The organism is Anaerolineales bacterium, from assembly GCA_016928575.1.
Lineage (GTDB): Bacteria > Chloroflexota > Anaerolineae > Anaerolineales > RBG-16-64-43 > JAFGKK01.
Map to the genome: position 1 here is coordinate 14835 of JAFGKK010000038.1, position 25812 is coordinate 40646.

Here is a 25812-nt window from a genome sequence, read left to right on the forward strand (position 1 = left end):
ATTATTTCCACCATCCCGCGGCGGGCAGCGGAAACAGGAAGGTGGCGGCCAGGATCGATGCGATTTGAAGGAGTCGGCGCGCCCGACGGATCTCGCCGGCCGAGGGGGAGGGGAATTCCCCTCCGAGCGAATAGTGTCCGGCCTTCTCGAGCCTCGCGCCCAGCGCACCCGCCATCGCGCTCGTCGGCACGCCGGCGTTCGGGCTGGCGGCGAGTCGCGCATCGCGGCGCATGATCCGCCATGCCCGCGGGCCGTTTTCGCGCGCGAGAAACGCCGCGGCGGTCAGCAGCAAGCCCGTCAGGCGCGAGGGGATGAAGTTCAACAGGTCGTCCAGGCGCGCCGGAAACTTCCCGTACCACTCGCGCGGCGGATCGCGGTAGCCGAGCATCGAGTCGGCGGTGTTGACGAAGCGGTAGGCCAGCGCGGCCGGAAGCCCGCCGACGGCGAAAAAGAACATCGGAGCAACGACGCCGTCGGACGCGTTTTCGGCGACCGATTCGACCGCCGCGCCCGCCGCCTGGGATTCCGCGAGCAGCGCGGTTTCGCGGCTGACCAGATGCCGGGATAATTTCCGGCGCGCTTCGGCCAGGTTGCGCGATTCCAAGGCTATCTGCACTTCGCCCGCGGCGCGGTCCAAGCCGCGCAACGAAACGGATGCCTTTAGGATCACTGCGGATGCCAGCCACCCGAGCGGGGCGGGAAAGGAATCGAACCATTCGGTCAGCACCCACCCAATCATTCCGGTGAGCGCCGTTCCCAGCAGAGTCAACCCGATGCCGGCGATGAACTCGAGCGCCGGCCGGCCGTAAGGCCGGATCCGGTCGGCGGCGGCGATTAATCCGCCCATCCAAGCGGTCGGGTGGAACCGGTTCAGCGGATCGCCGAGAAGCCAGTCCAGGAGCAGACCGATGACGACGGGCGGATTCATGGCGTGAGCGCGGCCGCCGTCAGCGCCGCGGTTTCCACGGTTTCCACGACCGCGCCGAAGACGTCGCCGGTGACCCCGCCCAAGTTCCTCCGCGCGATGCGCCGTACGGCTAACCCAACCGCCAGGCCCGCCCCGAGCGCCAGCAGGCCGGGAACGCCCAGCCAGACCGCCGCCGCGAGGGGGATCGGCGCGGCCAGGATCAGGGTGGATTTCTTCAGCCCGGCGTGCAGATCCGCTCCCATGCCATCGGCGCGGGCGGGCCGCGTCACACCGGCAAGGAGGATGCACCAGCGCCCCAGGCTGGCGGCGAGGATCAGCGCGGCGGGGGCCCGCTCCGGCGCGATGGAAACCAGCGCCGAGTACTTCATCAACAAAAGGAGCATGAGGCCCGCCGCACCGAAGGCGCCGAGATGCGGATCCTTCATGATTTGAAGGCGGCGTTCCGAGCCGCCGGGATGGAATATTCCGTCGCAGCAATCGGCCAACCCGTCGAGGTGCAAGCCGCCGGTCATAACGGCCCACGCCAGAAGCGCGAGCGCGGCGGCCATCGGCGGCGGGCCGAACCGGCCCGCCAGGAGAAAGACCGCGGCGGCAAGCGCGCCCAAGCACAGGCCGACAAAGGGGAACCACACCGCCGCGCGCCCGGAGTCGCCATTTCGCGGCCGGCTGTACTCCGGGACGGGAAATATGGTCAGCAGACGGAACGCAGCCAGAAGGTATTTCATGCCTTACCGGAAATTCCCGCCTCGTCGAACGTCGCCATCTCCGCCTGGAGACGGCAGGCGGCTTCGGCCAGTGCGATCCCGAGTGCCGCGCCGGTTCCTTCGCCGAGGCGCAGGTTGAGGTCGAGCAGAGGGAGCAACCCGAGGCTCTCGAGCATCCTGCCGTGCCCGGATTCCCCGGCTCGGTGCGCCGAAAGCAGGTACGGCCGGCACGCGGGGGCGATGGCGGCGGCGATCATAGCCGCCGCCGTGGCGATGAATCCGTCCAGCATCACCGGTTTTCGGCGGGCGGCCGCGCCCAGGATCACGCCCGCCAGGCCGCCGATCTCGAACCCTCCCACTTTGGCAAGCACGTTCAGGCCGTCGCGCGGGTCGGGTTTGTTCACCGATAGGGCCCGCTCGACGGCGGCGGCCTTGCGCTTCAATCGCCCGTCATCGATGCCCGTGCCGCGCCCGACGATCCTGCTTGGCGGCGCTCCCGTCAACACGCAGGCGATTGCGGCGGCGGCGGTCGTGTTGCCGATGCCCATCTCGCCCGTGCCGACGATGTCTGCGCCGCGAGCGATTTCCGCTTCGACCACTTCCACACCGGCCAGGACGGATTCCAACGCCTGCCCGTGCGTCATCGCCGGACCCAGCGCCATGTTCGCCGTTCCGTGGGCGATCTTTCTGCTCTGCAGTTGGTCGTGCGGGGGAATATCGGCGGCGACGCCCATATCGACGAACACCGCGCGGGCGCCGGCGGCGCTGGCCAGCACGTTGATCGCCGCGCCTCCCCGCAGGAAGTTGGCCACCATCTGCGCGGTGACCTCCCGCGGATAGGCGCTGACTCTCTCGTCCGTAACCCCGTGATCCGCGGCCATGACGATGACAACCTTATCCCGGATCACGGGCAGTTCGGCGCCGGTGATGCCTGCGAGCTGAATCGCCAGCTCTTCCAGCCGGCCCAAGCTTCCCGGCGGTTTGGTCAGCCGGTCCTGCCGTGCGCCCGCTGCTTTCGCTGCGGCGGCGTCGAAGGGCGGGATCTTTGCGATCAAGTTCTCCAGCGACAAGGCGTTCTCTCCATCTTCCGCGGCGGCCAACCCTTGCCGACCCTTAGGGTCGGCAAGGGTTCCCTAAAATTCGATTCCCGGCTGCCCTTGGATCCCCTGATCGTAGGCGTGCTTGATGAGCTTCATCTCGGTCACGGTATCGGCGTACTCGATCAGCGCCGCGGGGGCGTACCTGCCGGTAACGATCAGGTGCATCCGCGGCGGCTTGTTGCGCGCCAGCCAATCGACAACCCCGGCGGGATCCAGCCAGCCGAAATGCAGGGGAAAGGTGAACTCGTCAAGGATGACCAGATCGTATTCCCCGCCGGAGATTTTTTCCCGCGCCGTCTGCCAGCCCCGTTCCGCGCAGCGCTTGGATCCCTCCGCATCCCTGTCGGGCCAGACGTAGCCGTCGCCGCTGATGTGCCACTCGATCCCCAGCTTGGCGGCGGCCTGCGCCTCGCCCGAGCCGACATCGGCGGACTTGATGAATTGGATCATGCACACGCGCAACCCGCGGCCCCACGCCCGCAGGAGGACTCCGACCGCGGCGCTGGTTTTGCCCTTGCCCTCCCCGGTGTTCACCAAAACCCGCCCTTGCGCGGAGCGGCCGGTTTTCGGTTCACTCTGCGTCATCGGCACCCTCCATCGAATCGAAATCCGGCGTGACGAACAGGGAATCCCTGGTCGGGTGCCGGGTGACCAGAATAGGAACGCCGTAGGCCCGCGTCAGGCGGTCCGGAGTGAGCACCTCCGCCGGCGTTCCCAGCGCGTCCAGCGTTCCGCCGCTCAGGAGCGCCACCCGGTCCGCGTAGACCGCGGCCAGGTTCAGGTCGTGCAGGCTGACGACGACCGCCAACCCGTTGTGATGCGCCAGCCGGTGGACCAGACCGAGGATGCCGGTCTGGTATTTCAAGTCGAGATGCGAGGTGGGCTCGTCCAACAATAAGAAGGAAGGCTCTTGGGCCAGGACGCGGGCCAGGACCATGCGCTGGTGCTCGCCACCGGAAAGCTCCGTCGCCAGCCGGTCCGCCATGCCCTCCAACCCGACCAGGGCAAGCGCTTCCTCGGAGGCTTGGCGGTCGCGCCCGGTGAGCGGAAGGAGCCAGCCGCGGTGCGGCGCCCGCCCGAGGGAGACGATCTGCATCACCGTCGCCGGCCAGGGATCGCCGTCCTTCTGCGCCGCGAAGGCCAGACGCCGGGCGGTTTCGCGCGCCGAGAGACCCCAGAGCTCGCGTCCGGCGAGGATCACTTTGCCGCGTGCCGGCTTGAGCAAGCGGGCCATCGCCCGCAGCAGCGTACTCTTGCCCGCGCCGTTCGGGCCGATCAGCGCCAACACCTGGCCGGGCCGAGCTTCGAGCGAAATCCGTTCCACCACCGTCCGGCGGTCGTACGCGCAGGCAAGATCGCGCAGTTCGAGCGCGGTCATGCTCCCCTCCGCAGTTCCTGCTGGCGCGTCTTCAGCAGGAAGAGAAAGAACGCGCCGCCGAGGAGCGAGGTGACGATGCCCACCGGCAATTCCATCGGCGCGAGCAGCACCCGCGCCAAGTCATCGGCCAGAAGCGTGAGCAGCGCGCCGGTGAGCGCGCTGGCGGGGATCAGCCGCCCGTGCGAGGCGCCGAACAGCATCCGGGCGATGTGCGGCGAGACCAGTCCGACGAATCCGATGATCCCGCCGGAGGCCACCGCGGCGGCGGTCGCCAGACTGGCGGCGGCGACCACCACGCCGCGCGCGCGCGGCAGCGAGAGGCCGACCGTTTGGGCGGTTTCCTCGCCGCAGGCAAGGGCATCCAGCGGACGCGCCAACAGCCACAGGGCGGCGATCCCCGCCGCCAGGTAGGGCGCGCCGCTCCACAGGTGAGGCCAACTGCGTCCGCTGAAACCGCCCATCAGCCAGACGAAGATCTCGTGGAGAGTCTCCTCGCGGGTGAGCATCAGCAACGAAACGGCCGAGGAGAGCACGGTCGACAACGCCGCTCCCGCCAGGAGCAGTCCGATCACGGTGGCTTTCCCGCCCCCGCCGGCGATCAGGTACACGGTCAGGACCGCCAGCAGGGCACCGGCGAAGGCCATGAGCGGTGTGGGACCGAAGCCCGCCAGGTTCCACGTCAAGCCGAGGGTGATGGCTAGAGTCGCCCCCAGGGCCGCGCCGCTCGACGCGCCGATCACGTACGGATCGGCCAGCGGGTTGCGGAACAGCGCTTGGAAGGCGGCGCCCGCCGCGGCCAGCCCGGCTCCGACCAGCGCCGCCAGGAGGACCCGCGCCAGGCGCAGATCGCGGACGATGGCGACCTCTGCGGGATTCAAACCGGGCTTCTGCGGATGGAAGAGCACATCGACTACCCGCTCCGGGGGAATATTCACCGCGCCGACGCCCAGGCTGAACACCAGCACCGCGGCGAGGGCGAGGACAAGCAACAACAAGAGGAAGGCAAAGCGGCGCGAACTCATACAATCCTATCCGAAGAAAGCTCCACCGCAGAGGCGCGGATCCTGATTTACTTCCCGCGCCTCTGCGGTGGAGGAAAGCCATGGATCAATGGAACAGCTCGGGGTACAACGCTTCGGCGACGTCTTCCAAGGCGTCCACCAGGCGCGGTCCCGGGCGCGAGCAGATGTTCCCGTCGATCAGGTACACGCGGTTGTTGACGACCGCGTCGATCTCCCCCCATCCGGGCCGGGATCCCAAGAGCTCGGCGGTCAATTTATCGCCGTGGTAATCCGGCCCCATGATCACCGCCGGATTGCGCTTGACCACTTCCTCGGCGCTGACGGTCGGATAATCCCCGCTCAACTCAGCGAAGATGTTGACTCCGCCCGCCAGGCCGATCATTTGGCCGGCAAAGGTGCCCGGCCCGGCGGTCATCAGCGGCTCGTCCCAGACCTCCCAGAACACGGACAGGCGCTCCGCGGCGGGGACGGCGGAGACGGCTTCGGTCACGGCCGTTGTGCGCGCCTTCATCCACTCGACCACGGCGGCGGCTTCCCCGGCGTGGCCGGTGATTTTTCCGACCAACTCGATGTTGGCGTAGACATCGTCGAAGGACGCGCCCTTGAGCGCGGCGACGGCGATCCCCGCCTGCCCCAGTGCGGCGATGACGATTTCCTGCTGGGTGTCGTTGGCCAACACCAGATCCGGAGCGAGCGATACGATGGTTTCCACGCTGATCGACTCGCCGGTGAAACCGCCCACCGCCGGAAGCCCTGCGGCTTCGGGCGGGTAGTCGCAATAGGAAGTGTTTCCCACGACCATGCCGCCGGCGCCGACCGCGAAGAGGATCTCGGTGTTGGAGGGGGTCAGCGATACGATCCGCGCGGGAGCGGTTTTCAGGGTAACCGAGCGCCCCGCCCCGTCGGTGAAGGTCAATGGAAAAACGGGCTCGGCCGTCGGTTCGAGAGTCGGAGACGGTTCGGCCGTCGGGGGAGCATTGGTGGGTTGTGGAGCCTGAGTCGGAGCGGCCATGGGAGCGCATCCCGCCAGGCAAAGCGAGAATACGAAAAACATGGGCAATGCAATCTTTCGGAACATCCAGACCTCCAAAAGAAAAATAGGGAACGAACTTGCCATGAAAAAGAATAACCCGGCCTTTCGGTCGGGTTACGGGTCTGGCGATTGCGGGTCTGCCATACTCCACCTCCTTAATCCGAGAAGGGTTTTCGAGTATCGTCGAGGCAGGCGTCCTGGCTTGTCGGAGGATCCGACTCACAGTTGCGGTACAGCGCTGGACTCGCACCAGCTTCCACCTTTATGCCCTGGCTTCCGGGCGGCGGGTCACCTCAACGTTATTCGGTTGTTAATCCACGGGAATTCTATGAAGGAACGCGGTTTTTGTCAATCGGCTTCATGCCCGGAATAGGATTGGATGTAATACCGGATGATTTTCCGTCGGCAACATGCCGTGCGGTCGAACCGCATCACGAACGGGATGGGCGGACCGCAAGGAACCGGCGCCCGAGCTCAAGCGCGATAATCCGTCGCCGCTTGGGAAAACGCCGGCCTATAGCAGGCAGACGATGGACCGTGGACGACGGACCACAGCCGTCATCCGTTTTGGTTCATCATCTCACGTCCGGGGTTTTTCCCCGGCCGCGGATACAGGGACCACTGCGAAAATCAACCATGGTCGTGCATATCCTCCGGGGGGCGGACCTCACAGGCACCCGTACACCGCCTCGCGGACTGCGCGTTCGCGCGGATCGCCGGAAACGGAGAAGCCCATGTGGTTCATGACATATGCGTAGCCGATTCCCGGGTCCGGGTCGGCGAAGGCGAGCGATCCGCCCGCTCCGCCGATTCCAAACGCGCGGCTGCTGGTTCCGAACGGAAGATCCGGCGACGGCTTGGCAAACCCCAGCGAGAAGCGGAAATCCATCCGCGCCACCCGGTCGATCTTTTCGCCGGGCGGAAGCGCAACGGGCGATTCCAAATCGGCGAGGAATTCGGGGGTTAGCCCCAGCTTCTTTCCGCCTGCGGCGAACTCGTGGAACAGGAGCGCCATTCCGCGCGCGCTTCCGATCCCGTTCCCGGCCGGCATCTCCACCGACTGCAGCTCCCGCCGGTTGAAGTTGTCGTGCTTGAGGAGCTGCTTCGGGTCGATCATGCTGCGCCAGGTGAGCGACCAGGGGTTAAAGAATTGGAACAGGATGCGGGTGTCCATCTCCCTCAGATGGGAAAACAGCTGGAATACCGAATTCATTCCGCCGTGCAAAACGGCAATCCGCTCCTGCGGAGTCTCCGGAGGCAGGCCGATATGGAACTCCGCCCCCAGCGGTCCGGCGATCTCCTCGCGGAAGAACCTTCCCAGGCTGCGGTGCCGCGGATCGACCCGGCGCAGGAGTTCCCCCATATACCAGCCGATCGTCCAACAGTGGTATCCCTGCCGGGTCCCGGGCTCCCACAACGGCTTCTTCTCCGCCAGCGACGCGGCCTGCGCCGAGGTGTCAAAATCGGCAAAGGCGCGCAAGCGCAACCCGTCGAGCGTGCACAACCCCGCGCGGTGCCCGAGCAGCGTGCGGACGGTGATATCCTGCTTGCCATTGTGGGCGAACTCCGGCCAATAGGCGGCCACTTTCCCGTCGTACTCCAGCCAGCCGCGCCCGTTGGCCACGGCCAGGGTCATCGCCGCGAAGCCCTTGGTCGAGGAAAAAACCGGGACGAGGGTATCCTCTTGCCACGGCGCCCGCGTTCGATCGTCGCGCGCGCCGCCCCACAAGTCCACGACCTTGCGGCTTTGCCGGAAGACGGCGCAGGCCGCACCGAGTTCCCCGCGCCCGGAAAAATTGCGGGCGAACGCCTCGCGCACCGGCTCGAATCCGGGCGCTACGCTGCCGTGGACGGTTTCGCTTCTCGCTGTCATCTGCCACCCCAACGATCTTGATGTTCGGCGCCGGCCTATGGCAAGCAGACCTTCGACCATTGCCGCTGATTGTTCGAGTTCCTCATATCGTGTCCGAAATTTTTTTCCGCGGCCGCGGGCATGGGAACCACACCAATAATCGGCGATGGTCGATGCCTGCCCCCGAGTGCCTTTGTCGGGAGGGGTTTATCGTCTATGGTCGGTCATGAGATGGTCCATCGCCCATCGGCGGTTTTTCCATAATCGTGGAGTAATAGGAGCGCTTAAGAACCTTCCGCCTCAGCGCGGTCCAGCACTTCGACAACCCCCCGCGACCCATCGACCCGTACGCACTGCCCGGTTTTCAAGCGGGTGGTCGCCTCTTGCACGCCGACCACGCCGGGGATGCCGTACTCGCGCGCCACAACCGAGCCGTGGGTCATCATCCCGCCCGTCTCCATCACCAGCGCGGCAGCCGAGAGGAACAACGGGGTCCAGGAAGGGTCGGTCCCCGGGCAGACGAGGATCTCCCCCGGCTGGAGGTTCGCCCGGCGCGGATCCAGGACCACCCGCACGCGGCCTTCGGCCACCCCCGGCGAAACCGGGCTGCCGAGAATGCAGCCATCCGAGCGGCTTCCCCCGGCGATGCCCTCGTAGAACGCGCGCCCGTCGCTCAGGAGCAAGCGCGGGATCTGCTTGCGGCGCAATTCGCGTTCGTATGCGCGCCGCCGTTCGGCGACCGTTTCGCGCCACCCACGGGTTTCCCTCGCGGCGAAGGCGCGCAGCTCGGCGAGGGTCAAGTGGAAGAGATCGTCCGCGCGCGCCAGCTCCCCGGCCGTCACAAATTCCCGGCCGAGCGCGAGCAGTTCGCGGCGGATGATGTACATCATCCGCACCGCGAAGAACTTCGGGCTTTCGCGCGCGCCCATCAGCTGGCGCGCCCGCCCGGCGAAGAAGCGCACCAGGCGGGCTTTAATCCATCCGCCGCGCGTCCGCCCGACCGCCCGGGCGAGCTCTTCCACCGCCTTGTGGGCCGCCTCCGCGCTGCGCGCGAAGACCGCGTCCGGCGCCTGGGCTTCGTCCCCGATCGCCAGGAAGCTCCCCAGCATCTCGAACACATGGGTCGGATCCTCGGCCCAGCGCGTGCGGCCCAGGTCGATCTCCCCGAACCCCCGCCCGCCGTATTTTTCTATGAAGGCCTGCGCCGCCCGCATCACCGGCGCGGGCAGATCCCCCGCCGCGTAGCGCGCCGCAAGCTCCGCCGCGTTTCGGTTTTGGATCACGGCGCTGGATTCACCGTCCCGCCGGATGGCCTTGGCCGCTTCCCACAGCGCCAGGTCCATCTCGGTAGTCGGGTTGTACGGCATTCCACGGGTGATCTCCAGGACGAGGTCGCGGGCCCGCTCCCGCTCCCCGCTTTTTTCGATCGCCTTGCGCGCGATGATATTCAGCGCGTTCCAGGACACCATCCCCGCCGCCACGGCGGAGACGAAGCGGATTAACGTACGCGGCAACTCCCGGTCGACCAGCGTCGGCATTATTCCGACGGCGGCGGCGAGGCGTTCGTGGCGGTCTCCGGCGAGTGCCGCGGCCCGGGCCTCCATCTCCAGCAAGATTCTTTCGCCCCCGGCGACGATGGATTCCCGCCGGGCGCGGGGCGCAAGCAGGTTCAGCAAGACGTTTCCCCCCAGCGGCACGGCGAACCGCGCCAGGCGGATAAAACCGCGCGGGCTGAACGGCGCGCGGCCGGGCTGGAGTTCCGCCTCGTCGAGCAGCCGCCCCAGCGCCTGTCCGACCGTCGGCTCGACCATCGCAAACACGTAGGGGAGGATCCGGCGGCCGATCGGATTTTTCAGCAAGGGGGTGATGTTGATCCACAGCCGCTCGCCGGCCGCGAGCAGCGCGGTCTGCGTTTCGGGAGTGACGCGCACGCCGAGCATCCCCGCGCCGACGGCGAAGATCAGGCGGATTGTGTCCCTCCCGAGAGTCGTCATCGGATCCAGCATCCCCTGCACGGCCGCGAACGAGAAGAACACACGCAATCCTTCGGCCGGCGGATCGTGCGGAACCGGAAAGAGCGAAGTGATCGGGCGCGATTGGACGAGGAAAAATTTTCCGTCCGCCAGCGCCCATTCGATATCCTGCGGATCGGGGAAGAGGGCGCGGGCCCGTTCCCCCAGCCGCGCCAGTTCGAGAATCTGGCCGTCGACGAGCGCCTGCCGCCCGGCCGCGTCCACTTGATGAATCTCGGTCCCGCCGCCGGTCTTTCCGCGGATCTGCAGCGCCTTGGCGCCCAACGTTTTGGAGATGATCCGGTTTTCCGCCGGGCGGACGACGTAGTGGTCCGGTTCGACCTTGCCCGCCACCAGCGCCTCGCCCAACCCGAAGGTTGCGTCGATCACGGTCTCGCGCCGGCTGCCGCTGAGCGGGTTGGCGGTGAAGAGCACGCCCGAGCACTCCGAGGGGATCATCCGCTGGACGACGACCGCCAGCGCCAGCCCTTCCGCCGGAACGGCGTTGCGCATCCGGTACAGAATCGCGCGCGCGGTCCACAGGCTCGCCCAGCACTCCACGACCGCCCGGAGCAGCGCCTCTTCGCCGACGACGTTCAGGAAGGTTTCCTGCTGGCCGGCGAAGCTCATCTCCGGGAGATCCTCTGCGGTGGCGGAGGAACGCACGGCGACCGCGGCAGCGCCCTCCGGCTTCAGCCCGCGGTAGGCGGCGAGAATCTCGCCGGCGATCCCCTCCGGAACAGGACGGGAAGCGAACGCGGCGCGGATTTTTCCGGCGGCGGATTCGAGCGCCGCCGGCGCTCCGCCGCGGCATTCCGCAAGCGCCGCATCGATCGCCGCCTGCAGACCGCCGCGCCGGACGGCTTCGCGGTACGCGCCGGTCAGCACGCAGAACCCCGGCGGCACCGGCATCCCGCCGCGGATCAGCGCGCCGAGGTTGGCACCCTTGCCGCCCGCCAGGGGCAGATCCCGGCTCGACAATTCGGAGAGAATTCTGCACCAGTCCATACGGCTCAGGTCCTTTCTGTCGTCATCCGCTTCCCCCGTCCACGGGATTCAATTCCCCGGAAGAAGATCTCCAGCATCGACCGGATCGTTTTTTCCGGATCGGGGAACGAACCGGCGCCCAGGTAGATCTGCACGTACAACCCGGTGATCATCGCCAGCAGCGCACGTGCCGCCTGGGCGGGATCCACCGGCCGGAACATGCCGCGCCGGATTCCCCCCCCGATCGCCTTGGTCACCTCGCGCATATAGACTTCCAGGAAGGAAGCCAGCTGGGCGTGGAGCACGGGCCGGCTGTCGGGGACTTCGCGGCGGATCACCTGGAACAGATCGAAGGTTTCGCTGCGCATTCGTACGGCGGCCAGGGCGACGGATTCGATCTGCCGCCGCGGATCCCGCTCGGCCTTCCTGTCCGCCAGGACGGCGCGGAGCCGGCCCGAGTTACGCTCCAGGAGCGCCGTCACGATGGCGCGTTTGTCGGGGAAATGGTGGTAGACGGTGGCCTTGCCGATACCGGTATCGCGCGCGATCTGGTTGACCGAAGTGGCCGTATACCCTTGGCGGACGATCAATTTGGCTGCGACCTGGAGGATTTTTTCGCGGGTGTCGGCGGCCATCGTTTCTCCACCTGACCGACCGGTCGGTCGGGTGGGAGGATATCACAGCCGGAAAGGGGTTGTCAAGCACTGCGGAATGCGAGGGGGCTTTTTTCCGGGATCGTACCGTTCTATGAATGGGCTAAGGGACCGGCAGCAGCAATCCGATCCCGAAGCTGGCCGCATTCAGAGCCAAGCTGAGCAACAGCGCCTCCCAAAATGGCGTTTGCTTCCGCATGGCGGCCGCCAGAATCGCCGCTTCGACAATCCAAATTAGGAGCTCAAAAAGCACCAGCCAAGAAAGGGAATAGCCGATCCAGGGATGCAAAGCAACCACGGCAAAAGAGAGCAGCGGGCGGGTGACCGTGTTCATCCCCCAGACAACGGTCAGGAGGAGAGCCGCCGGAAGCTTGCGCCACAGCGTATACCCGACCGCCAACGGCATCTCGACGGTCAACGTGGCCAGAAGCCCCTCCTGAAGCGGGGGAAAATCCGCAAGCCGCCAAGCTACAAAGAGAGCGGACAGCCATGCCGACAGGTATGCCGCCCGGGATTCCCGGAATCCGGTCGCCCGAACGGCAATCAGTACGAGCAGGATCGGCAATAGAAGGAGAACAGCTGCAAAGGGGAAGATTGCGGGCACGGCGTTCGCGACGGAGGAAGCGGATTATTCCTCCGGCCTCTGTTTCGATTCTGTTCAACGCATAGAAATCGCCAACCGCAGGATGATGGAAATCAAACCCATCACCCAATAGGGAACGTTATTCGCCAAGGCGAACAACAGCGTCTCCGGGAAGCGCGCCGTTTTTCGCAGGGCCATCCCAAGGACTCCCGCATCCAAAAGGCAGAAAAATAGACCCGAGAGGAGAATCCACTTTATGCCTTCCGTCTCCGGCGGAATGAATCCCGCCACGAAGGCAAAGACCGGCGCCTTGACGACGGTCAGGAGAAATACAACCGTCAGCACCAATGCCATCGAACGCTTTCTCAACGCGGCGTAGAGGATGGCAATAACCGCCTCCGCCAGGAGAACTATGATCATTCCGGAAAACAAGGAGGCCAACAGCACAATCCCCGCTGTCGGCAGGGAGAGGATCCATGCGGCAAGGTATACCTTGCGGCTTTCCTCAAATGCGCGGCCTCGCAGGGCAATCACGATCAGAAGAACGATCGACACCAGAAATCCGGCGGCGAGCAGGACGGCCCCGCCCAGCAGGAACCAATACACGGAAAAGAAGGGTTCGATCTCCCCCGCCCGCTCCGTCACCAGCAGGTCATTCTCCCGGACGGCGACCTCGTACCGGGCGTAGTAGTTGCGCTTGGTGAAGACATTGCTCAGGCGCGTCTTCCCGTCGGAAAAGGAAAACTTCAGGCGTTGATATTCGGAGTAGGAGTAGCCCAGAGAGTCGCAGCTTCTCCAACTGCAGGTGAAATGCGCCGGACCGCCCTGGGTAAACGGAGAGGAAGACGAACAATTGGGATCCGAGCATTGCTCCAGCACGGCGGCGACGATCCCGGGCGCCGGCGAGATTTCGTAGACGATTTCGAACTTCATCGTGGGCTTGGGGCCGATGTCCGCCCGCGCGGTTTGCGGCGAAATCGCCGCCAAAAACAATACGGCCAATCCAATCCATAACCGCCCCCGGGAGCAGTGAACAGGCATGGATCATTCTCCCCGATCGCATCGAGAGATCCCGATCCCGCGAGAAATAATATCTCTGCGTGCGTCTATCGTCCCCCGGATTCGCCGTTTTGTCAACGCCCGCGCCCTTCATGCTCCCCGGCTTGCCGATCCTGAGCAGGCCGCCTGGATACATCTATCCAATGCCCGGAATTCACCACGGGCACACCCGTTGTATGCAATCCGCGTTCCTGCCTTCCGCTTTTTGCCGCCCGGATGCCGGAGCACACATCCGTACGTTTCCCATTCCCGATTGCCGGCGGATCGAGGATAATAGGAGCCGCAACGCCTTTTGCAATCCAGCCCCGGAGAAAGGAATCCGATCATGCCGGAGGAATTGCTTGTCCGCGCCTTCCAACCCCGGGATCAACCCGCCGCCAAAGCCCTGATCCTCGGAGGATTGCGTGAACGCTGGAACAGACTAGATCCGAGCAAGAATCCCGACCTCGACGACATCGCCGCCGCGTACGGCCGCGGGGCGTTTCTGGTCGCCGTTCTCGGCGGGCAAATCGTCGCAACCGGGGCGTTGGCCTTTCATCCGCAGCGCGTGGCGGAAATCCGGCGCATGTCCGTCCGCCGCGATCTGCGCCGGCGCGGGATCGGCGGCGCGATCCTCCGCCGGCTGATCGCGGATGCCCGCTCCGCCGGCTGCCGCCGGGTGATCCTCGAGACCACCTCGGAATGGACCGACGCGGTCGCCTTCTACCGCGGGAGCGGATTCGCCGTCACCCACCATCGGGGGGGAAATACGCACTTCCAACTGGAGCTCAATCCCGGACCGGCTTCTGTGGTATAACCGCCGCTTAAGCCGATTCGAAGGACGGACGCCATGGCGTTCCATCGGATTGTCGTAAAGCTCGGCACCTCCACCCTCACCGCCGGCACACCCCGACTCTCCATGCCCTACCTGGTCGACATCGCCCGCCAGCTCGCGGCGCTCAGGGCCAAGGGGACGGGCGTGGTCCTGGTCACCTCCGGCGCGATGGCCGCCGGGCGCGAACGGCTGGGGTTTCCCTCCCTGCCCAAGGGCCTGCCCGCCAAACAGATGCTCGCCGCCATCGGCCAGCCGCGGCTGATGGCCCTCTACGAGCAGGTCTTCGGCATGTTCGGGCTGGTGCCGGCGCAGGTTCTGCTGACCCGCGCCGACCTGTCCGAGCGCCGCCGCTACCTCAATTCGCGCAACACCCTCACCGCCCTGCTCGATTACGGCGCCGTCCCGGTAATCAACGAAAACGACACCGTCGCCACCGAGGAGATCCGCATCGGCGAGAACGACAACCTCTCGGCGCTGGCGGCCAACCTGATTGACGCCGACCTGCTGCTGCTGCTCACCGACCAGAGCGGCCTCTACACCGCCGATCCGCGCTCCGACCCGGAGGCGATCCTGGTGAATGAGGTAAGCGAGCCGGAAATCCCGGAGGCGCTGTGGAAGGCCGCCGGCGGCACCGACAGCGGCCTGGGGACCGGCGGGATGCTGACCAAGCTTCAGGCGGCGGACCTTGCCCGCCGCTCAGGGACCACGGTGATCATCGCCTCGGGGGATACACCCGACGTGCTGTTGCGCGCGGCCGCCGGCGACGCCGTCGGCACCCGTTTCCGGCCGGTGGCCACCTCGGTCGAGAGCCGCAAGCGCTACATCCTCGCCGGCGGGAGGGCCGCCGGGTCGGTGAGGCTGGATTCCGGCGCGGTCAAGGCGTTGGCGCACGGCAGCTCGCTGCTCCCGGTCGGCGTGAATTCCGTCGACGGCTCGTTCGAACGCGGCGATTCGATCCGCGTCCTCGACCCGGACGGCAAGGAAATCGCCCGCGGTATCGCCAACTACGGCTCGGGCGAACTGTCACGGATCATCGGGAAAAAATCCGACGAGATCGAATCGATCCTCGGGTTCAACTTCGGCGACGAGGTGATCCACCGCAACGATTTGGTGTTGCTGTGATCAACAAGAGGTTTCGAAACGGGGCTGTCGAAAAAAGGCAATATTATCATCCAGGTGATCGTCATGCCCGCGCGAACTTGGCGGGCATCCACTTCAGCAAACCCCTGGATTCCCACCAAGAACACGCGGGAATGACGAACTGACAAGGGCAAGCGTTATCCTGGAAAATCCGGTTTCGTTTTTTAAAATAGCCCCCACCCGACCGCCTAGTCCATCAGGAGATCCCGCATGGCCAAAATCGAGTTCACCCAAAACTACTCCGACCTCTCGACCGACACCGGGTTCCAATTCGAGTTCAACTGCGACCGCTGCGGCACGGGCTTCCGGACCGAGTTCCAGGCCTACGCGATGGGAACCGTCGCCGGCGCGCTGGATACGGCCAGCTCGCTGTTCGGCGGCGTGTTCGGCCAGGCGGCCGACCTCGGGGAGCGGGTGCGCTCCGCCGGCTGGCAGAAGGCCCACGATGCGGCTTTCGCCCGGGCGATGCAGGATCTTAAACCGGATTTCATCCAGTGCCCGCGCTACTCTTCTTGGGTCTGCCGTAAAAGCTGTTGGAACACTTCGAAGGGTCTGTGCAAGGAGTGCGCCCCCGACCTGGGCGTGGAGATGGCCGCGGCTCAATCCAGCCGCACGACCGAGGAGATTTGGGCGCACTCCAAAATGGCCGAAGAAGACCGCGAGATGCTGAAGGAGAAGAGCTGGCGCGAGGGCGTGCGCGCCACCTGCCCGAAGTGCAACGCGCCGCTGGCGAAAAACGCCAAATTCTGCCCCGAGTGCGGCGCGAAGATCAAAGCCGAAGCCCACTGCACGCAGTGCGGCGCCAAACTCAAGCCCGGGGCGAAATTCTGCGCCGAGTGCGGGGCCAAGGTGGGCGAACGGTAAATCCGTCTCCGGGCGGAGTGGCTATTATGATCCGAAACGGCGATCGAAAAAAACCTTGGTTGCGTGCCGCAGTCTTGGGAACGGCAAGCATTCTGCTCCTTGCAACGGCGCTCATCGCTTACGCCAACTACGCCTACCACCGCGTACCGCCGGCGGATCTTCCCTGCCGGCAGTGCACGGGCGAAGCCCGTGCGGTTTCCATCGGGGGGTTCGACCTGTTCTACCGGGAACTCGGTCCGGCCGATGATCCGGCGCCGGTCGTCCTGTTGCACGGCGGACCGGGCCATTCCAGCCTTTCCTTTAAACAGGGGTTTGATTTCCTGGCTCCCGACCGACGGGTGGTGTACTACGACCAGCGCGGATCCGGAAATTCGCAGATCCGGCCCGATCCGTCGCTCTACACCATCGAGCAACTGGTCGAAGAGTTGGACGGCCTTCGCCGGGATATCCTCCGCGCGGAGAAAATCGTCCTCGTCGGCCATTCGGCCGGCGGCGCGCTGGCCCAGCGGTATGCCCTGGCGCATCCGGATCGCGTCGAGCGCATGATTCTGGTCGGCTCGATCCGGATCAACAACGGCATCGGCATCCCGCTGTTGTGGGATGTTTTCGGCCCCCTGTTGTACGCCGCCGGTCCCGGCCTGCCGCCCGCCGATCCCCAAGCCGCCGACGCTTGGTTTGCCGGACTGCTGCTTGCCACATCGCTTCCGCGGCTGCATGACCCGGCAAAGCGATCCCTGATTGAGGATTCCGGATATGTTTCCTTCGCGACCTGGCGCGAAGTCTCGCGCTCGTTGGGCGGAACGGATTACACCGCAGCGCTCCAGGAGCTGTATGTAAAGACGCTTGTTCTGTACGGTTCGGCCGATGCGGACGCCACCGGGAAGACCGCGGCGGAGGCCATCTGCGGGCTGCTGCCGGATTGCCTGCTGGCCGGTTTCGACCGCAGCGGGCATTGGCCTTTTCTTGAGGAGCCGGAATCATTCCAATCGACCGTCCTCTCCTTCCTCTCCGAATGAACCGCCTGCCGGCGGCGAGAGGTGCAATCACGCGCCGCTGCGCCGAGCATGGATAATCCTCCCGGAGAGGGGTAAAAGGCCGTTGGACGGAGTGCGGGCAGCGCGGAGATTTCTGGATCGCAAAGCCGCCTTGCTTTGGATAGTCTTTTAGGGGCGAATCCCAGCTGTGCGCGCGCCCATCATCCAGGCATCCGCATTTGCGGTTCCGAAAAGGAGAGGAACGATGAAGCTCGCAACGAAGCCCTCCGTACGCATCCTTCCTCACACCGCGGCGCTCGCCGCGCTCCTTGCGGGCGCGTTTGCCTGCAGCCTCTTCGGCGGCGAAGCGGCCGGCGGCGCGCTTGAACCCGCATTCATCTACCGCTTCGGCGGCGACCATTTGGACGATCTGGCCGATCTGTCCCCGGACGGGGCGGGCGGCGCGTACCTGCTTTCCGGCACATTGACCGCCGGAACGCTGGTGCGAATCGACGCCTCGGGGAAGGAGCTTTGGCGCGCCGAGGTTGCCTTCGGCGCCCATGCCATGGCGGTGACCGGCGAAGGGGTGTACGTCGCCGGCGACAAACGGGACACCCAGCAGAAGGTTCAGCGCTCCCACATTGCGTTCGTTTCCGCTGCGGGAACCCTGCAATGGACAAGCGATTCTCCGCCGCCCCCCGCGGCAGCCGCCGACGGGCGCGATTCCGTGTGGGATCTCTCCTCCCCCGGCGACAGCAAGCTGTGGGGGATGTGCGCCCTGCCGGATGGCGACGCCGTCGCGGTCGGGGTGGAAGGCGAGAGTTCGGTGCGCCATCTGCGGGTCGATCCGCAAGGCAACGTTGTTTGGGAAACTTCGATCCCCGCTTCTTTTAATTGGATGTACACCGGCGGCACGTCAGGAAAAGTCAAACCCTATCTGGCCGCCTTCGAGGGCGCGGTCATCAGCGTCGGCGCCTGGCATGCCGGCGCGGGGGGAGCGGATCTGGCGGCCTTCAAACTCGACGCGGAAAACGGCCGGCTGGCGGCGCAGTACTCCGGAGAACATTTCGGATCGAGCTTCAGCGCCGCCGCGCTCCACCGCCCCTCCGCAAAACTGGCGGCGGCGTGGAATTCGGCCTCGTCGGGGAGCGGAGTGGTGGTGCTCGACTCCGGATTGAACCCGGTCGTTGAGGAGACGGTGGATTTTCACGCGCGCGGCGGCGCCGCGTGGGCGTCGGAGGAAACGGTTTGGGTTGCAGGCTGGCGGAAAGGCAGCCGGAAATTCGTCAACCATCCCGTCGTAGCATGCCTCGACGCCTCCGGCAAAGGATCCCTGGCGCAGGCATCCTGGGACGACGCGCGGGTGATCGATCAGACCGATCTGGTCGTCGTGGACGGATTGTGCGTCCTGGCCGCCGCGGAAAACCTTTCCGAACACGACGATATTGTGAACAATTCCCGGATCACGCTGCGCCGGTGCGAGGGGGATCCGGAGCCGCTGTTCACCTATCAACGGGGCGAGGTCTACCATGGCAGTCCCCGCCTGGCGGCGTTTGACGGTGGGTTCCTGCTGGGCATCGATCACGGATCGGAGGGCCCGATTCTCGTCCTGTTCCATACCGGGAAATAGGCGAATCCCCCCGCGCTCCGCTCCGCAAGGGCGAGCTTCCCCGCGGCATGGCCGGCCGAAAATCCGCGGCCGGATTTCCGCCGGATTGCCAAGTCGCTATCCCTGCTTGCGCCGGACAATTTATTACAAAAGGAAAATGGTAGAATTTCCCCCTCGAATGGGAGGGTGCCATGTCGGTTGACATCCCCGATCTCGGTAAGCGGGCCAAGGCCGCCGCAGCCTTGATGGCCAAGGCGCCGACCGATCAAAAGAATGCGGCCCTCGCGGAACTCGCCGCGCGGATGCGCACGGACCGTCTGTCGATTCTGGACGCCAACGCCAAAGACGTCGCCGCGGCGAAGGCCGCCGGCCTGGCCGAAGGGCTGATCGACCGGCTGACGCTCACCCCGGCGCGCCTGGAAGGCATCGCCGCCGACCTGCAGAAGGTGATCGACCTGCCCGACCCGGTCGGTGAGCGCTTCGACGAGAGCCTGCGTCCCGGCGGGCTGCGCCTGTGGCGTCAGCGCGTCCCGCTCGGCGTGCTCGGCGTGATCTACGAATCCCGCCCCAACGTCACCGTCGACGTCGCCGGCCTGGCGATCAAGACCGGCAACGCCGCGATCCTCCGCGGCGGCAGCGAAACAATCCATTCAAACCGCGGGCTCATCGCCGCGGTCCGCCGGGCCCTGCAAAAAGCCGGCCTGCCCGGCGACGCGGTGCTCTTTGTCGACGACCCGGACCGCGCCCGCGTCACCGAAATGCTCGCGCTCGACGAAGCGATCGACATGATCATCCCCCGGGGAGGGGCGAGCCTGCACAAATTCTGCCGCGCCAACAGCCGCATCCCGGTCATCACCGGCGGGGTGGGGATCTGCCACCTGTATGTCGAGCAAAGCGCCGACCTCGCCCGCTCGGTGGAGGTGATCCGCAACGCCAAGATCCAACGCCCCTCGGTGTGCAACGCGCTGGATACGGTCCTGGCGGAGCGCCCCATCGCGGGCAAGCTGCTCCCGATGGTGGTGGCGCGGCTGGAGCAGGACGGCGTGACGTTCCGCGCCCACGAAAACGCGATTCCCTTCCTCGGCAATCCCCTGCCGGCCTCGGTGCGGCCGGCCGGGCCGGAGGATTTCGACACCGAGTGGATGTCGCTGGTCCTCGGGCTCAAGGTGGTGGAGGGGCTCGACGAAGCGATCGAGCACATCGCGCGGCATTCGCAGAACCACTCCGACGGGATTCTCACCGAGGACAAGGAGCACGCGGCGCGCTTCACGGCCGAGGTGGATTCGGCCGCCGTGTACGTCAACGCCAGCACGCGCTTCACCGACGGCGCGCAATTCGGGCTGGGCGCGGAAGTGGCCATCTCCACCCAGCGGCTGCACGCCCGCGGCCCGATGGGCCTGCGCGAACTGACCACCTACAAATGGGTCGGCGAAGGGGATTACCTGGCCCGCCCCTGACCGCCGCAAAGCCTTCTGGTAGAATCCTTTCCGCGGCGGCCGACCGGGCCGCCGTTCGCTTCGAATTCGGGAAAAATGCAAATGGAAAACGCCGCTTCGCCGGATGCCCCCGCCGCTTCCGCCCCCGCCGCTAAACCGGAGGTCGGACGCTTCTCCTGCCTGCACCAGGGATTGCTGGTATTCACCATGGTCGTCTGCAGCGGGGTGAGCGTCCTGCTGTGGTTCATCCGCGCGGCCAAATCGGATTCGACGGTCTACGCTTCGCTTAATTTCAACCTCTTCCTGGCCTGGATCCCGGCGGTGTTCGCACTCATCGCCTACAACGCCTACCGCAAGGGATCCTGCGTCGGCGCGGTCGTCGCGCTCGGCTGCGCGGCTATCTGGCTGCTCTTCTTCCCCAACGCGCCGTACCTGATCACCGATCTGGTGCACCTCCGGCCGCGGGAGGAGGAGATGCCTTACTGGTTCGATCAGATCCTGTATATGGCATTTTCCTTCGCCGGCTGCTACCTGGGCATGGTCTCGCTGATCCTCATGCAGGGCATCGTCAAGCGGGCGCTCGGGACGGTCCTGAGTTGGCTGTTCGCCCTCGCGGCGATCGTCGCCGCCGGATTCGGGATCTACATCGGCCGCTTCCTGCGCTTCAATTCCTGGGATCTGTTGGTGAATCCCAAACCCCTTCTGAAGGAAATCCTGGATTGGATCCGCCACCCGCGTTCGAATTCAGACGCCTTTATCTTCTCGCTGACCTTCTCGCTGTTCTTCACAGCGATCTACTTCGTGGTGGTGGCGATCCTCAACCTGCGGAGGGCGGAAAGGAAAGAATAAAAGCCGGTGCGGATTTCCGCCGCAGGAATTGAATCCCTTCTCCAAAAAAGCCCGCCGGGACTCGGAACCCGGCGGGCTTTTTTAGACGGACGCTGCCATCACTGCGCCGCGGATCCTTGCTCCAGATCCCGCAGGAAACTCTCGCTGAGGGTTTTTAATTCCGGCTGGCGGGAAGCCCAGATCGGCACCAGGATCAGCCCGATCCCCGCCGCAATGAACAAAACCGCGATGTCCCATTTGATGACCGCGCCGGATAGGGCCTGGGAGACGGGGCTCATACCGGCGATTGACAGCATGACCATGCTCATCATCCGGCCGAGCATCTCGCGCGGGGTGCGCGACTGGAACCAGGTCAAGGCCATGATCACCAGGTACCCGTTCCCCAATCCCAGCATGCACATGATCGCAATCAGCGCCGGGGTGGAGCGGAGAAATCCGAGCGATCCGATGGCCGCCCCGAAAACAGCCAAACCGGCCAGCAGGGCGATCCGCAGAATCCGTCCGTTCGGCCGCGGCAGTTGGGCGGCCAGGACGTAGCCGGCCAAATTGCCCCCGGCCACGGCCGACATCAACAGGCCGTACGCCACCGCGCCCTCCGGCAAATAATTATTGGCCAACACAGGAATTCCGACCAGCACCGGCCCGATGATCAGAAAGTTCACCGCCGTGACCACCATAAACAGCAGGCGCAAAGCCCGGTCGTCCCAGAGGTATTTCATCCCCATTAAAATGGAAGCCCAGATGCCGTTCCGCTCCTCCGCAATGGCGGCCGCCGGATGGTTCCGCCCGGAGATCATGAGCAGCAGGGCCACGGCCGACGCGGCGAAGCTGGCGGCGTCGACGGCGTACGCCAGACCGACTCCGAGCAGGGATTCCGACAGCCCGCCGATCGTCAGTCCGGCCAGAGTCGGGCCGACAAACCCCGCGATTTGGGTGGTTCCGAGGATGACGGAGTTACCCGCCTGCAGGTCGCAGTCCTCCACCAGCAGGGGGACGATGCTGTTGCCGGCCGGGATCGCGAAACCGGCGACGATCCCGAATCCCAGGGAGACCGCGTACAGCATCCAGATCTGAACCTCCCCGCTGAACACGGCCATCGCCAGCAGGCCGGTGAAGGCCAGTCGCAGAATGTCGGCGGCGATCATCACCACGCGCGGCGAAAACCTGTCGGTGACCGCGCCGCCGAGCAGCATCATCACCGCTCGCGGAATCCCGCCCAAGGCGATAACGATCCCCAACGCCAGCGGATCGTCGGTCATCTGCAGCACCAGCCAGGGCGTGGCGATGAGATAGAACTGGTCCCCGAGGATCGAGGCGGCCGTGCCGGCGAACAACAGCCGGAAATCCCGCAAGGCCAGGACTCGCTTAATCGGGCTTCGTGAGGTCGTGCCGGAATCGTTTGGCATAGAATGGTGATTATTATACTCATTCGGCCAACCCATTCACCGCCAAGACCGCGAAGGGCGCGAAAAAATCCAAAGAATTCAAAGGGGGAAAATCGGAAAACGTTCGCGAGTCTTTGCACTTTTTGCGTCTTTGCGGTGAAAGGGTTTGCCGCTTCACCCCTTTTCGGATGGCGCGTTGGTTAAGGATATAATTCCAATCACCCGCGGAACAGAGCGGAATTTCCACCGAAACCGAGGGACCATGCTGGAAAAATTGGCGGGCATCGTATCCCGCTACGAGGAACTGCAGCGGATGATGGCCGAGCACGCGCAGGATTACGCGCGCGTGGCTGCGTTGGCCCGCGAGCGGGCCGAAATCGAACCGTTGGTGGCGAAATACCGCGAGTTCCGGCGCGCCGGGGATTCCCTTTCCCAAGCCAAGGCCATGCTGACGGATCCGGACCCCGAATTCCGGGCGATGGCCGAGGGCGAGGCCGCGGACCTCGAGCCGAAAATTGCAGCGCTGGAAAAAGAGCTGAAATCCCTGCTCCTCCCCCGGGATCCGCGCGACACACGAAACGTGATTGTGGAGATCCGGGCCGGGACCGGAGGCGAGGAGGCGGCGCTGTTCGCCGCCGACCTGTTTCGGATGTACAGCCGCTATGCGGAGAAGCACAATTGGAAGTCGGAGATCCTCTCCCAATCCGACACGGGGATCGGCGGATTCAAGGAAATCATTTTCGAGTTGAAAGGCCAAGGCGCCTATTCGCGGCTGAAGTTCGAATCCGGCGTGCACCGAGTCCAGCGCGTGCCGGTGACCGAATCTTCGGGCCGGATCCACACCTCCACCGCCACCGTCGCCGTGCTGGCCCAGGTCGACGAAGTGGAGATCGCCATCCCCGAGAAAGACATTAAGATGGAGGTCTACCGCTCCTCGGGTGCGGGCGGACAGAACGTGCAGAAGAACTCCACCGCGGTGCGGCTGACGCACGTGCCCACCGGGATGGTGGTGCAGTGCCAGGACGAGCGCTCCCAACTGCAGAACCGCATGCGGGCGATGGCCATTCTCCGCGCGCGGCTGTACGAAATCGAGGAGGAGAAGCGCCGCTCCGAGATCGAAAACGCCCGCCGGTCGCAGGTGGGCAGAGCGGATCGCTCCGAGAAAATCCGCACCTACAACTTTCCGCAGTCGCGCATCACCGACCACCGGATCGGTTTTTCCCTGCACAACATGGCCGCCGTGATGGACGGCGAGATCGAGCCCTTCATTGAGGAGCTTACGCTGCGCGACGAGACCGAGCGGCTGCAGGCCGCCGGCGAAGCGTGACCCCTTCCTCTCCGCCCTCCCTTCCCACCGTCGGCGCGGCCCTCGCCTGGGCCGCCCGGGAACTGGCCCGGACCGATTCCGCGTCCCTCGTCGGCCAGGCGCTTCTGGCGCACGCCTACCGCCAGCCGCGCTGTTGGACCCTCGCCCATCCGGAAATCCCCCTCCCGCCCGCGGTCGCCGCAACCTTCGCCGCCCTCGTCCGGCGCGCCCGCGAAGGGGAGCCGCTGGCTTACCTGACCGGGATTCAGGAATTCTTCGGATTGGAGTTCGAGGTCACGCCCGCGGTGCTCATCCCGCGGCCGGAAACCGAGCTCATGGTGGATACGGCGCTCGAATGGCTGGCGGAACGATCCGCCGCGGAAAAACGCGGCCCATCCGCGATCCGCGCCCTGGACCTGGGGACCGGATCCGGCTGCATTGCGGCCGCCCTCGCCGTTCACACGCCCGGACTGCGGGTGACCGCGGCGGATCTCTCCGCCGACGCCTTGGCGGTGGCCGCGCGGAATTTCCGCCGCCACGCGGTGGCGGACCGCATCCGACCGGTCCAAGCCGACTTGTTGACTCCCTTCCGCGGACGGATCGATCTGCTGTGCGCCAATCTGCCTTATGCCTTCACCCCCGCGCTGGCCAGCCTGCCCTCGCTGCGGTTCGAGCCGCGTCTAGCCCTCGACGGAGGCGACGACGGGTTGCGGCTGGTCGGCCGCGCGCTGGGGCAATCCGCCTCGCGGATGGCGGCCGGGGGATTGGCCCTGTTCGAGCTCGACGCGGTGCACGCGGAAGCCGCACGCCAGATCGCCAAGCGCCTCTTTCCGCAATCGACGATAAAAATCAAAAAGGATCTCGCCGGCTGGGAGCGGTTGCTGGTGATTCGAGAGCCCTGACGGCGGCGCCGCCGGGGCGTACACACCCAGTCCTTGGGAGACGGAGCCCGTCACCCGCCGGACGCTGCAACGGGAGATGATCCGTCCCGACGGAAGGGCCGACCCGCCGCGTTTCCATGCGGCCGGGCTTGATATAATTGCCTCGATTATTTCCGACCTTGGATCTGATTTCCCCATGGAAAAAAGAAGGATTATCCATTCCGTCCAATTCCTGTTGTTGACGGTTGCCTTCACCGCCGGCTGCGAGCCGAATCGAACTCCCGCCTTGACCCTTGTCTCCGATGCAGAAACCATCCCTCCGATGCCGGAAGCCCTGGCGACCTTGACTGTCGAAGGGCCGACCCCAAGCTCCGACGGGGAGCCGGCGCAGACACGCTCGCCCACAGCGGTTCCGACAATTCCCGAGACCACCGCTTCGCCGGAGGAATCCCATTGGGACATCATAGCACTGGCGGCCGGAGGAGAACACACCTGCGCCCTTATCGGCGACGCGGAATTCGGCGACGGATACATCCAATGCTGGGGTAAAAACGATTTCGGCCAATTGGGCGACGATACGACCACGGACAGTAACCGGCCGGTGGATTTGTATTGGGGAGGAGGAGACGGGATATTCCGCGGCGTGACCGCCGGCTGGGGACATTCCTGCGGATTCGGCGATTTCCTCGACGAACCCGTGGGCGGAGTGTATTGCTGGGGGTATAACAAAAACGGGGAATTGGGGGACGGCACGGACAGTAATAGCCCCGTGAACGAATATCAGGTGAGAGTCTGGGGGTTGCATGGCGTGGTCGCCATGGCGGCCGGCGACGACCATACCTGCGCCTTGCTGGGAAACGGCAGCGTGAAATGCTGGGGGTTGAACGATTCCGGCCAACTCGGCGATGGGACAACCAATTCCAGCAATACGCCGGTGGAGGTGAAATACCTTACCGGCGGAGTGGTTTCCATAACGGCGGGATGGGGCCATACGTGCGCCCTGATCCAGGACGGCGGGGTGAGGTGCTGGGGTGACAATCAATACGGGCAATTGGGCGACGGCACGTCCGTCCCCTATCGCGCGGAGCGCGGGATCGTCGCCGGATTGCCGAACGATATCGTGGCGATCGCCGCCGGCGGGGGCCATACCTGCGCGCTACGGAGTTCGAGCCAGGTGCTGTGCTGGGGGAATAACCAGTACGGCGAGTTGGGGGATGGGACTTCGTCGAACAGAAATCTGCCC

Annotated in this window: 23 protein-coding genes and 1 riboswitch; of the genes, 10 read left to right on the forward strand and 13 right to left on the reverse strand. The window is 65.4% G+C overall.

Going from position 1 to position 25812, the window contains the following annotated elements:
- Position 1: 1 nt before the first annotated feature.
- From cobD to JW929_05445, 12 genes are all read right to left on the reverse strand, one after another.
- Positions 2-928, reverse strand: coding sequence for a cobalamin biosynthesis protein CobD (gene cobD / locus JW929_05390; GenBank protein ID MBN1438828.1), 927 nt, complete (start codon positions 926-928; stop codon positions 2-4).
- On the reverse strand, positions 925-1653 hold the full coding sequence (gene cobS / locus JW929_05395; protein ID MBN1438829.1) for an adenosylcobinamide-GDP ribazoletransferase: 729 nt from the start codon (positions 1651-1653) through the stop codon (positions 925-927). The genes cobD and cobS overlap by 4 nt, the downstream gene beginning before the upstream one ends.
- Positions 1650-2702, reverse strand: a complete 1053-nt coding sequence (gene cobT, locus JW929_05400) for a nicotinate-nucleotide--dimethylbenzimidazole phosphoribosyltransferase (protein ID MBN1438830.1) — start codon at positions 2700-2702, stop codon at positions 1650-1652. The genes cobS and cobT overlap by 4 nt, the downstream gene beginning before the upstream one ends.
- 63 nt (positions 2703-2765) lie before the next feature.
- The gene (cobO, locus tag JW929_05405; protein MBN1438831.1) at positions 2766-3317 is read right to left on the reverse strand and encodes a cob(I)yrinic acid a,c-diamide adenosyltransferase; all 552 of its coding nucleotides are present in this window, start codon (positions 3315-3317) and stop codon (positions 2766-2768) included.
- Positions 3304-4110 carry an ABC transporter ATP-binding protein gene (locus JW929_05410; GenBank protein MBN1438832.1) on the reverse strand — a complete coding sequence of 269 codons (807 nt, stop codon included), beginning with the start codon at positions 4108-4110 and terminating at the stop codon, positions 3304-3306. The genes cobO and JW929_05410 overlap by 14 nt, the downstream gene beginning before the upstream one ends.
- Entirely contained in the window at positions 4107-5132 is a 1026-nt protein-coding gene (locus JW929_05415) for an iron ABC transporter permease (GenBank protein ID MBN1438833.1), read from the reverse strand. Before JW929_05415 ends, JW929_05410 begins: the two co-directional genes overlap by 4 nt.
- An 85-nt stretch (positions 5133-5217) precedes the next feature.
- On the reverse strand, positions 5218-6144 hold the full coding sequence (locus JW929_05420) for a cobalamin-binding protein (GenBank protein ID MBN1438834.1): 927 nt from the start codon (positions 6142-6144) through the stop codon (positions 5218-5220).
- A gap of 190 nt (positions 6145-6334) precedes the next feature.
- Positions 6335-6476, reverse strand: a riboswitch (cobalamin riboswitch).
- A 356-nt stretch (positions 6477-6832) separates the two neighbouring features.
- Positions 6833-8038 (reverse strand): beta-lactamase family protein, encoded by a 1206-nt coding sequence (locus JW929_05425; protein MBN1438835.1) that lies wholly within the window; start codon positions 8036-8038, stop codon positions 6833-6835.
- Between the two features lie 263 nt (positions 8039-8301).
- Positions 8302-11037: a hypothetical protein gene (locus JW929_05430; protein ID MBN1438836.1), complete on the reverse strand. Its 2736-nt coding sequence runs from the start codon at positions 11035-11037 to the stop codon at positions 8302-8304.
- Positions 11038-11042: 5 nt separating this feature from the next.
- A complete protein-coding gene (locus JW929_05435; protein ID MBN1438837.1) occupies positions 11043-11651 on the reverse strand; it encodes a TetR/AcrR family transcriptional regulator in 609 nt (202 codons plus the stop codon).
- A gap of 121 nt (positions 11652-11772) precedes the next feature.
- Positions 11773-12087: a hypothetical protein gene (locus JW929_05440; GenBank protein MBN1438838.1), complete on the reverse strand. Its 315-nt coding sequence runs from the start codon at positions 12085-12087 to the stop codon at positions 11773-11775.
- A 240-nt stretch (positions 12088-12327) separates the two neighbouring features.
- Complete coding sequence (locus JW929_05445; GenBank protein MBN1438839.1) at positions 12328-13293, reverse strand: hypothetical protein; 966 nt, start codon at positions 13291-13293, stop codon at positions 12328-12330.
- Between the two features lie 343 nt (positions 13294-13636).
- On the opposite strand from JW929_05445, the gene JW929_05450 reads away from it, so the two are divergent.
- From JW929_05450 to JW929_05480, 7 genes are all read left to right on the forward strand, one after another.
- Positions 13637-14107 (forward strand): GNAT family N-acetyltransferase, encoded by a 471-nt coding sequence (locus JW929_05450; protein MBN1438840.1) that lies wholly within the window; start codon positions 13637-13639, stop codon positions 14105-14107.
- A 33-nt stretch (positions 14108-14140) separates the two neighbouring features.
- On the forward strand, positions 14141-15247 hold the full coding sequence (gene proB / locus JW929_05455; GenBank protein ID MBN1438841.1) for a glutamate 5-kinase: 1107 nt from the start codon (positions 14141-14143) through the stop codon (positions 15245-15247).
- Positions 15248-15475: 228 nt separating this feature from the next.
- Positions 15476-16129 carry a zinc ribbon domain-containing protein gene (locus JW929_05460; protein MBN1438842.1) on the forward strand — a complete coding sequence of 218 codons (654 nt, stop codon included), beginning with the start codon at positions 15476-15478 and terminating at the stop codon, positions 16127-16129.
- A gap of 26 nt (positions 16130-16155) precedes the next feature.
- A complete protein-coding gene (locus JW929_05465) occupies positions 16156-17145 on the forward strand; it encodes an alpha/beta hydrolase (GenBank protein MBN1438843.1) in 990 nt (329 codons plus the stop codon).
- Between the two features lie 223 nt (positions 17146-17368).
- Positions 17369-18733 (forward strand): hypothetical protein, encoded by a 1365-nt coding sequence (locus JW929_05470; protein MBN1438844.1) that lies wholly within the window; start codon positions 17369-17371, stop codon positions 18731-18733.
- A gap of 170 nt (positions 18734-18903) precedes the next feature.
- Positions 18904-20169 carry a glutamate-5-semialdehyde dehydrogenase gene (locus tag JW929_05475; GenBank protein MBN1438845.1) on the forward strand — a complete coding sequence of 422 codons (1266 nt, stop codon included), beginning with the start codon at positions 18904-18906 and terminating at the stop codon, positions 20167-20169.
- 81 nt (positions 20170-20250) lie between these two features.
- Positions 20251-20997, forward strand: coding sequence for a DUF1361 domain-containing protein (locus JW929_05480; protein MBN1438846.1), 747 nt, complete (start codon positions 20251-20253; stop codon positions 20995-20997).
- Positions 20998-21095: 98 nt separating this feature from the next.
- Here the strand turns inward: JW929_05480 and JW929_05485 are convergent, their stop codons facing one another.
- Positions 21096-22403, reverse strand: coding sequence for an MFS transporter (locus JW929_05485; GenBank protein MBN1438847.1), 1308 nt, complete (start codon positions 22401-22403; stop codon positions 21096-21098).
- A 241-nt stretch (positions 22404-22644) separates the two neighbouring features.
- Between JW929_05485 and prfA the strand changes: the two genes are divergently transcribed.
- The 3 genes from prfA to JW929_05500 form a co-directional block, all read left to right on the forward strand.
- Positions 22645-23709, forward strand: a complete 1065-nt coding sequence (prfA, locus tag JW929_05490; GenBank protein MBN1438848.1) for a peptide chain release factor 1 — start codon at positions 22645-22647, stop codon at positions 23707-23709.
- Positions 23706-24590, forward strand: a complete 885-nt coding sequence (gene prmC, locus JW929_05495; GenBank protein MBN1438849.1) for a peptide chain release factor N(5)-glutamine methyltransferase — start codon at positions 23706-23708, stop codon at positions 24588-24590. Before prfA ends, prmC begins: the two co-directional genes overlap by 4 nt.
- 175 nt (positions 24591-24765) lie before the next feature.
- The coding region (locus JW929_05500) for a hypothetical protein (GenBank protein ID MBN1438850.1) at positions 24766-25812 on the forward strand (1047 nt) is incomplete at its 3' end.

Coding starts and splice junctions, on each gene's coding strand:
- cobD (MBN1438828.1), bottom strand. CDS start 928: ATGAATCCGCCCGTCGTCATCGGTCTGCTCCTGGACTGGCTTCTCGGC.
- cobS (MBN1438829.1), bottom strand. CDS start 1,653: ATGAAATACCTTCTGGCTGCGTTCCGTCTGCTGACCATATTTCCCGTC.
- cobO (MBN1438831.1), bottom strand. CDS start 3,317: ATGACGCAGAGTGAACCGAAAACCGGCCGCTCCGCGCAAGGGCGGGTT.
- JW929_05410 (MBN1438832.1), bottom strand. CDS start 4,110: ATGACCGCGCTCGAACTGCGCGATCTTGCCTGCGCGTACGACCGCCGG.
- JW929_05415 (MBN1438833.1), bottom strand. CDS start 5,132: ATGAGTTCGCGCCGCTTTGCCTTCCTCTTGTTGTTGCTTGTCCTCGCC.
- JW929_05420 (MBN1438834.1), bottom strand. CDS start 6,144: ATGGCCGCTCCGACTCAGGCTCCACAACCCACCAATGCTCCCCCGACG.
- JW929_05425 (MBN1438835.1), bottom strand. CDS start 8,038: ATGACAGCGAGAAGCGAAACCGTCCACGGCAGCGTAGCGCCCGGATTC.
- JW929_05430 (MBN1438836.1), bottom strand. CDS start 11,037: ATGGACTGGTGCAGAATTCTCTCCGAATTGTCGAGCCGGGATCTGCCC.
- JW929_05435 (MBN1438837.1), bottom strand. CDS start 11,651: ATGGCCGCCGACACCCGCGAAAAAATCCTCCAGGTCGCAGCCAAATTG.
- JW929_05445 (MBN1438839.1), bottom strand. CDS start 13,293: ATGCCTGTTCACTGCTCCCGGGGGCGGTTATGGATTGGATTGGCCGTA.
- JW929_05450 (MBN1438840.1), top strand. CDS start 13,637: ATGCCGGAGGAATTGCTTGTCCGCGCCTTCCAACCCCGGGATCAACCC.
- proB (MBN1438841.1), top strand. CDS start 14,141: ATGGCGTTCCATCGGATTGTCGTAAAGCTCGGCACCTCCACCCTCACC.
- JW929_05460 (MBN1438842.1), top strand. CDS start 15,476: ATGGCCAAAATCGAGTTCACCCAAAACTACTCCGACCTCTCGACCGAC.
- JW929_05465 (MBN1438843.1), top strand. CDS start 16,156: ATGATCCGAAACGGCGATCGAAAAAAACCTTGGTTGCGTGCCGCAGTC.
- JW929_05470 (MBN1438844.1), top strand. CDS start 17,369: ATGAAGCTCGCAACGAAGCCCTCCGTACGCATCCTTCCTCACACCGCG.
- JW929_05475 (MBN1438845.1), top strand. CDS start 18,904: ATGTCGGTTGACATCCCCGATCTCGGTAAGCGGGCCAAGGCCGCCGCA.
- JW929_05480 (MBN1438846.1), top strand. CDS start 20,251: ATGGAAAACGCCGCTTCGCCGGATGCCCCCGCCGCTTCCGCCCCCGCC.
- JW929_05485 (MBN1438847.1), bottom strand. CDS start 22,403: ATGCCAAACGATTCCGGCACGACCTCACGAAGCCCGATTAAGCGAGTC.
- prfA (MBN1438848.1), top strand. CDS start 22,645: ATGCTGGAAAAATTGGCGGGCATCGTATCCCGCTACGAGGAACTGCAG.